The following is a 7,339-nucleotide window of genomic DNA, read 5'->3' as shown; positions in this document are numbered from 1 at the left end:
CCTGCGGGTGCGGCGCTTGCGGCGGCGGCGTCCGCGTGACCTGCGCGGGCGACGGCGTTGCAGGCCGCAGCCCCTGCGGCTTGATCGGCTCCCGCGCCGCGACTGGCGGCGAAGTCGGCGACGCCGGGGACGTCGGTTTCCCGTTGGTCACGGTGGTCGTGGTCACGGCCGGGTTCGTCGCGGTCGCCGCCGGCTTGCCTGGCGGGGTCGTGGTCGGCGGCGTCACCGCCGGCTCATGCGCCAGTGATTTGGCATGCGGGTCCGGCGCGCCCGTCGGCGGTGTTTGTGCCACGGGCGGCTTGGAGGCCGGCGTGGTTGCGGCGTTGGCCGGGGCGGTCGTGGTGGCAGGCGCGGTTGCCGTATTGGGATGGCCCTGCTGCTGGCCATTGGCGGGTGCATTTGCCGTGGGCGCCAGCTTGCCGTTGGGGGCCTGGGTTGCGCCGGCAGGTGCGGCCGGCGTGGTTGCGGCGCCGGCCGGGGCGGTCGTGGTCGCCGTATTGGGATGGCCCTGAGGCTGACCGCTGGCGGGCGCTGCGGCCGTCGGCGCCAGTTTGCCGTTGGGGACCTGTGCCGCACCGGCCGGCGCAGCCGGCGTGTTCTGCGTCCCCGGAACAGGAAGCGCATGACCGGCCGGCGGAGATGCCGGCGGCGCCGCTCCGGTCGGCGTCCCGGTCCCTGATGGCGTCGCGTGCACCTGCATCACCTTCATCGCCGCCGGCTTTGCCGTGGGGTTGCTGACCAGCGCCTGCTGGCTCGGCGTGAGTCGCTGGGTCGGATTGGCCTGGATCTGTTGCGCCTGCTGCTGCACGACCTTCGGCACCTGCGTCATCCCGCTCGGGCGCCCTGGGCCATTGGCGGCAACAGCTGCGGCTGCAGCGGCATTGCCGGCCGGCGGCGGCGCCGGCGGCTGGTTGATCACGGTGTTGATGACCGTGGTGTTATGGATGTTGTTGACGATGATGTTGTTCGGCGGCGGCGCGACATAGGCCGGCGGATTGTAGAACGCCGGGATCGGCACGAAGACCGGCTGCGGCAGCACGAACAGGCCGACCACCGGCAGCGGCGGCGGCAGCACCACGAAATCAGGCGGCGGCGGCGGGCAGAAATAGACCGGCGGCGGCGGCGGCGGCACGAAGTCGAACACGGGATCGCTGAAATACAGCACCGGACGATCGACATAGACGACCTCCTCCGGCGGCGGCGGCGGCACGTCGTAATCCATCATCGCGAAAGTCGGCGGCGGCTCGATCGGCGCGGTCAGGATCGCAAGCCTGCGCCGTGCATCGCCCGCATGCGGCCCGCGCGGATAGCGGCGCAGATACGACCAATAGGCGTCCGGCGTGTCGGCGCGGTAGGTCCGCCGCCAGGTGATCGCCTCACGGCGCGCCGCGACGATCGCCATCACGCGCTTGGCCAGGGGATCGCCGGGATAGGCGGCGAGAAAATCCTCATAGGCCGGCAGCGTGTCGCGCTCGAGCGCGGCGGCATAGGCGTCCTGCACGCCGAGTTCGCGGATCGGCTTGTTGCGGACCGCGGCGACCTGGTCGGGCGCGGCCGCCGGCGGCGCATCGGGCGCGCGCTCGAAGAAGGTGAATTGTGCGGAGATCTTGTGGTCGTCCCACGGCACCTGCGCGCCTTTCGAGGCCTCGTTGACGCGCAGGCGGACGCGGTCGAATACCTCGGGCAACGACAGGCCGCCGGTCCGGATCATCTCGGCGAGCGACTGCGCATAGATGCCGTAGGGTCCCGGCTCCTCGGGGGCCACCGTGCCTGGCGCCGCATTGAAGGCGATCAGCATGTTCGGATCCGGCTCGACCAGCGCAAGGCCGCTCGCGATCGGCTGCTGGCCCCCCTCGACGAAGGGCTGGGCGCGCGCGGCATCGAGCACGATGATGTTGGCCTTGAGCGGGACGGCGGCGAGCTGGCGGGCATAGTCGCTGATGCGCAGCGCCTCGGTCGGAATGTCGGTGTCCCGCGTGATGTTGGAATCAACAGGGATGAAATAGTTCTCGCCGGCCAGCTGCACCCCATAGCCGGACAGATAGATCATCGCGACGGTGCCGGGTCCGGAGGCCTGCGCCTTCTGGATGAAATCGCGCAGGCTCTTGCGCAGCGTGTCGCCGTCGAGATCGCGCGCGCCGACCACGTCGAAGCCCGCGGCCTGCAGCGTTTGCGCGATCAGGCCGCCGTCATTGGCGGCGGTTGCCAGCGGCGACTTGGAATAAGCGCCGTTGCCGACCACGAGCGCGATGCGCTTTTCCTGCTGCTGGGCGCACGCCGGAGCAATCACGCCTGCAACGAAGAGGATTGGTAGAAGGAAGCAAAGGAAGGCCTTGTGTGTCCCGCGCATGGCTTGCTCGCCCGTTATTGTTGTTGAGTGTCCACCACGCATGAGACGCGCGGCCGGCTGAACGGCAGTTGAACGAAAGGCTCGGATTGAGGCGGCGGCATGGCATCGGCCAGTCGCGTCAGCTCCGCGTAAGCTTCCGCCTTTGCGTCTGCCCTAGCCTTGCGCGATCAGATCCACTGTTCCCGTCGAGAGCCGGTAGATGCCCCCGGCGATCTTCAGCTTGCCCTGCTCCACGGCCCCGTTGAGAATCGGCGCCGCAGTCTTCAGCTTCGCGACATTGTCGATCACGTTCTGGCGGATCGCCTTGTCGAGCGCGTCCCCGCCCTGTTGCATCGCGCTCTTCGCAGCCGGCGCAATTGCATCGACCAGAGAGGGGATATGTCCCGGCGGCGGCTTGTCGTCCTTGAGCGCCTTCAGCGTTGCATCGACCGCACCGCAGGCGTCATGGCCGAGCACGAGGATCAGCGGGGCGTTGAGCACCGCGACCGCGTATTCCATGCTGGCAACGGTCTCGGTGCCGGCAAAATTGCCGGCGACGCGGCAGACGAAGAGATCGCCGCGTCCGGTGTCGAAGGCGTATTCCGGCGCGATGCGCGAGTCCGCGCAGCTCAGCACCGCCGCGAACGGATTCTGCCCGCCCGCCAGCGCCTCGCGCTCGTGCTTGAAATCATGGCGCCGCGTCACGCCGTCGACGTAGCGCGCATTGCCGTCCATCAGCCGCTTCAGCGCCGCGTCCGGCGACAGCACGTTCTGCGGCTTGGGCGGCGCCTTGGTCTCCTTGGCGAAGGCGCGGCCACTGAAGGCGGTGCCAAGCGCGGCAGCCGCCAGCAGCATCGCCGATCGCCGCGACGGCGCGAATTTGTCCCGCATGGCTCCAGAGCATTGGTCGCACATGTCCCGCTCCTCCCGGCGCAACGGACGTGCCCTTATAAATGAGCACCATCGCAATCATGATAGCGCAGATTGAACAACGAAACTACCGCATCCACGGCGTTGCACGCCGCGGACATATCGCGACCGGAGCTAGATCTGCTGCACGTCCACCACGCCGGCGACGGCCTTGATGGCGCCGGCGATCTGCGGCGAGACCTTGAAGCGGCCGGGCAGCTTCATCTCGACCTCGGTCTCGAGGTCGAGCATCATCACCAGCGAGACCTCGCCGTCGCCATTTCCGCGCGGCGCGATGCCGGGGCTGCCGATTTTCGGCGCGGCGCCGTTTGCGCCAGCCGCCTCGGGGCCGGCCAGGCGCTTGGCGATCGAGTCGAGCGGCTTGGTGTCACGCACGAAGATGCGCAGGCCCTTCTGCGTCTTGGCGGCGGCGTCATCGAGCGGTTCGGCATGCAGCACGCGGGCGCGGACGTCCTCGCCCTGGAGTTCGGCGCCGAGTTGGAGCAGCACGGCGGCGCCCGGCTCCAGCATGTCGCGATATTGCGCGAGGCCCTCGGAGAACAGCACCGCCTCGAAATGACCGGTGGGATCGGACAACCCCATGATGCCCATCTTGTTGCCGGTCTTGGTGCGCCGCTCCATGCGCGACACCACTGTCGCCGCGACCTTGCCGGCGGTGGCGCCGGTCTTCACCGCGCGGGAGAACTCGGCCCACGACTGCACCCGCAGCCGCTTCAGCACGGTGGCGTAATCGTCGAGCGGATGGCCCGACAGGAAGAAGCCGACGGCATCGTATTCGCGGCGGAGTTTTTCGGCCGGCAGCCACGGCTCGATCTGCGGCAGCATGATGGTCGGCGCGTCCGCCGCCATGCCGAACATGTCGTTCTGGCCGCTGGTCTCGGCCTGATGCGCGCGCTGGCAGGCGGCCAGGATCGAATCCGCGCCGGCGAACACGCGGGCGCGGTTGGGTTCCAGCGTGTCGAACGCGCCGGCGGCGGCGAGGCTCTCGATGATGCGCTTGTTGATCGCACGCGGATTGACGCGCGCGGCGAAGTCGGCGAGCGAGGTGAACAGCCCGCGCTTGGTGCGCTCCTCGATGATCTGCTCGATCGCCTGGATGCCGACGCCCTTCAGCGCTGCAAGCGCGTAGTAGATCGTCTTCTCGCCGACCTCGAAGGTCGCACCCGAGCGGTTGATGTTCGGCGGCTCGACCTTGATGCCGAGGCGCTGCGCCTCGGAGCGGAATTCGGAGAGCTTGTCGGTGTTGTTGAGATCGAGCGTCATCGACGCTGCGATGAACTCGACCGGATAATGCGCCTTCATATAGGCGGTGTGGTAGGACACCAGCGCGTAGGCCGCCGCGTGGCTCTTGTTGAAGCCGTAATCGGCGAACTTGGCGAGCAGCTCGAAGATGGTCTCGGCCTGTCCCTTCGGCACGCCGTTCTTCACCGCGCCCGCGACGAAGATGTCGCGCTGCTTGTCCATCTCGGCGCGGATCTTCTTGCCCATGGCGCGGCGGAGCAGATCGGCGTCGCCGAGCGAATAGCCCGACATCACCTGCGCGATCTGCATCACCTGTTCCTGGTAGATGATGACGCCGAACGTCTCCTTCAGGATCGGCTCGAGCACGGGATGCAGATATTCCGGTTCTTCGTCGCCGTGCTTGCGCGCGCAATAGGTCGGGATGTTCGCCATCGGGCCCGGTCGATACAGCGCGACCAGCGCGATGATGTCCTCGAAACGGTCGGGCCGCATGTCGACCAGCGCGCGCCGCATGCCCTGGCTTTCAACCTGGAACACGCCGACCACCTCGCCGCGCGCCAGCATCTGATAGCTCTCGGCATCGTCGATCGGTAGCGTGGCAAGATCGACATGGATGCCGCGCGGCTTGAGCAGCTTGCAGGCGACGTCGAGCACGGTCAGCGTCTTCAGACCGAGGAAGTCGAACTTCACGAGGCCCGCCGGCTCGACCCATTTCATGTTGAACTGGGTCACCGGCATGTCGGATTTGGGATCGCGGTAGAGCGGCACCAGCTCGCTCAACGGGCGATCGCCGATCACGATGCCGGCCGCGTGGGTCGAGGCGTGCCGCGTCAGGCCTTCGAGGCGCTGGGCAATATCGAAGGCACGCGCCACGATCGGATCTTCATCGCGGAAGGCCTGCAGCTTCGGCTCGCTCTCGATCGCGGCCGCCAGGGTCACCGGCGCCGCCGGATTCTGCGGCACCAGCTTGGTCAGCTTGTCGACCTGGCCATAGGGCATCTGCAGCACGCGGCCGACGTCGCGCAGCACGCCGCGCGCCTGCAGCGTACCGAAGGTGATAATCTGCGCGACCTGGTCGCGGCCGTAGCGTTCCTGGACGTACTTGATCACCTCGCCGCGGCGATCCTGGCAAAAGTCGATGTCGAAGTCCGGCATCGAGACGCGCTCGGGATTGAGGAAGCGCTCGAACAGCAGCCCGAACTTGATCGGATCGAGGTCGGTGATGGTCAGCGCCCAGGCGACCAGCGAGCCGGCGCCGGAGCCACGGCCCGGCCCGACCGGAATGCCCTGGCTCTTCGCCCATTTGATGAAGTCCGACACGATCAGGAAGTAGCCCGCGTATTTCATGCGCATGATGACGTCGAGCTCGAACGCCAGTCGCTTGTTGTAGTCTTCCTGCGTGGTCCCCTGCGACAGGCCGTGCACGCGTAGGCGATTGGCAAGCCCCTCCTCCGCCTGCCGTTTCAATTCGGCCGCCTCGACCGCGGCCGCATCGGTGCTGCCGGCGGCGCCAACGGTGAAGAACGGCAGGATCGGCTTGCGCGTCAGGGGGCGGAACGAGCAGCGCTCGGCGATCTCGACGGTGGATGCCAGCGCTTCCGGAATGTCGGCGAACAGGACCGCCATCTCGGCGCGGGTCTTGAAGCGATGGTCTGGCGTGAGCTGCTCGCGCTCGGTCTCGGCGATCAGCCGGCCGCCGGCGATGCAGAGCAGTGCGTCATGCGCCTCGTAATCGTCGGTCGAGGCGAAATACGGCTCGTTGGTCGCGACCAGCGGCAGGCCCTTGCCATAGGCGAGGTCGATCAGGGCGCTCTCGATCCGCCGCTCCTTGTCGATGTTGTGACGCTGCAATTCGACATAGAGGCGATCGCCGAACAGGCCGGCGAGACGCTCGCAGCGCGCGGCCGCAACCTCGGCCTGGCCGCTCGCGAGCGCCAGCGAGATCGGTCCGTCAGGGCCGCCGGTTAGCGCGATCAGGCCTTCGGTCTCGCCGTCGAACCAGTCGAACTTGATGAACGGCGCGTGGCTGTCGGGCGATTCGAGGAAGGCGCGCGAGTTCAGCCGCATCAGGCTGCGATAACCGCGCTCTTGGGCGGCCAGCAGCACCACGCGCGAGGGCGGCAGCGCGTTGCGCGCGTTGGGATCCTGGTCGCCGAAATCGATTGCGAGTTCCAGGCCAACAATCGGCTGGATGCCGTAACCGGCCATCTTGTCGGAGAATTCGAGCGCACCGAACAGATTGTCGGTGTCGGTCAGCGCCAGCGCCGGCTGGTGGTCCTTCTTGGCGAGCTCGCCGAGCTTGGCGATCTTGATCGAGCCCTTGAGCAGCGAATAGGCCGAGTGAACGTGAAGGTGGACAAATCCGGCGCTCGGCATGGTCGGGTAACGGCCTCTTGCAGATGGGATGGAGCGGTCGCCGGCATCGGGATCATCATCCACTCGCCATTGGAGTACCCTTGCCGACTCGCCTCACAATGGTGGGGGCTCGCCGCGCCAGAGTCCACGCTGTAGCTGCCGCTTCGCCGCCTCATCCCGCTTTTCCCCAAGGGGGTCAGCCAGAGGACCCGCCGGCTAAAGCTGCGGAATGACCTGGGCCCAGATCGCGATCATCCCGACGAACAGCGCGATCGACGTCAGTGCAGCGGCTTCTTCCACGAAAATCCTGAACATGGCTTGCTCCATCACCAGAACGTATGAGGAACATTGTTCTCATTTCGTTCTCGGGAGTCAAGCCAACTCAGCCCCCTCGCAGCGAAATGGTTAACTCGCTGAATTCGCGCAATAAAAAGCCCCGGCGCAAGGCCGGGGCTTTCGACGTCATCTTTCCAGAGCGACTAT

The 7,339-nt window shown here is 67.1% G+C and carries 3 protein-coding genes; all 3 read right to left on the bottom strand.

The window, feature by feature from the left end; all coding sequences use genetic code 11:
- Positions 1-2,350, bottom strand: a 2,350-nt coding sequence (locus XH80_RS23390) for a caspase family protein (protein ID WP_271600579.1), incomplete at its 3' end; no start/stop codon positions are given.
- Between the two features lie 153 nt (positions 2,351-2,503).
- The gene (locus XH80_RS23385) at positions 2,504-3,244 is read right to left on the bottom strand and encodes a carbonic anhydrase (RefSeq protein ID WP_271600578.1); all 741 of its coding nucleotides are present in this window, start codon (positions 3,242-3,244) and stop codon (positions 2,504-2,506) included.
- A 129-nt stretch (positions 3,245-3,373) separates the two neighbouring features.
- Entirely contained in the window at positions 3,374-6,877 is a 3,504-nt protein-coding gene (gene dnaE / locus XH80_RS23380) for a DNA polymerase III subunit alpha (RefSeq protein WP_271600577.1), read from the bottom strand.
- Between the last annotated feature and the right edge of the window lie 462 nt (positions 6,878-7,339).

The sequence above is a fragment of the Bradyrhizobium sp. CCBAU 45384 genome, from assembly GCF_028128665.1.
GTDB classification, from domain to species: domain Bacteria; phylum Pseudomonadota; class Alphaproteobacteria; order Rhizobiales; family Xanthobacteraceae; genus Bradyrhizobium; species Bradyrhizobium manausense.
The sequence above is the reverse complement of the archived record's forward strand: the minus strand, read 5'-3'. Positions and strand labels throughout refer to the sequence as shown.

Coding starts and splice junctions, on each gene's coding strand:
- XH80_RS23385 (WP_271600578.1), bottom strand. CDS start 3,244: ATGTGCGACCAATGCTCTGGAGCCATGCGGGACAAATTCGCGCCGTCG.
- dnaE (WP_271600577.1), bottom strand. CDS start 6,877: ATGCCGAGCGCCGGATTTGTCCACCTTCACGTTCACTCGGCCTATTCG.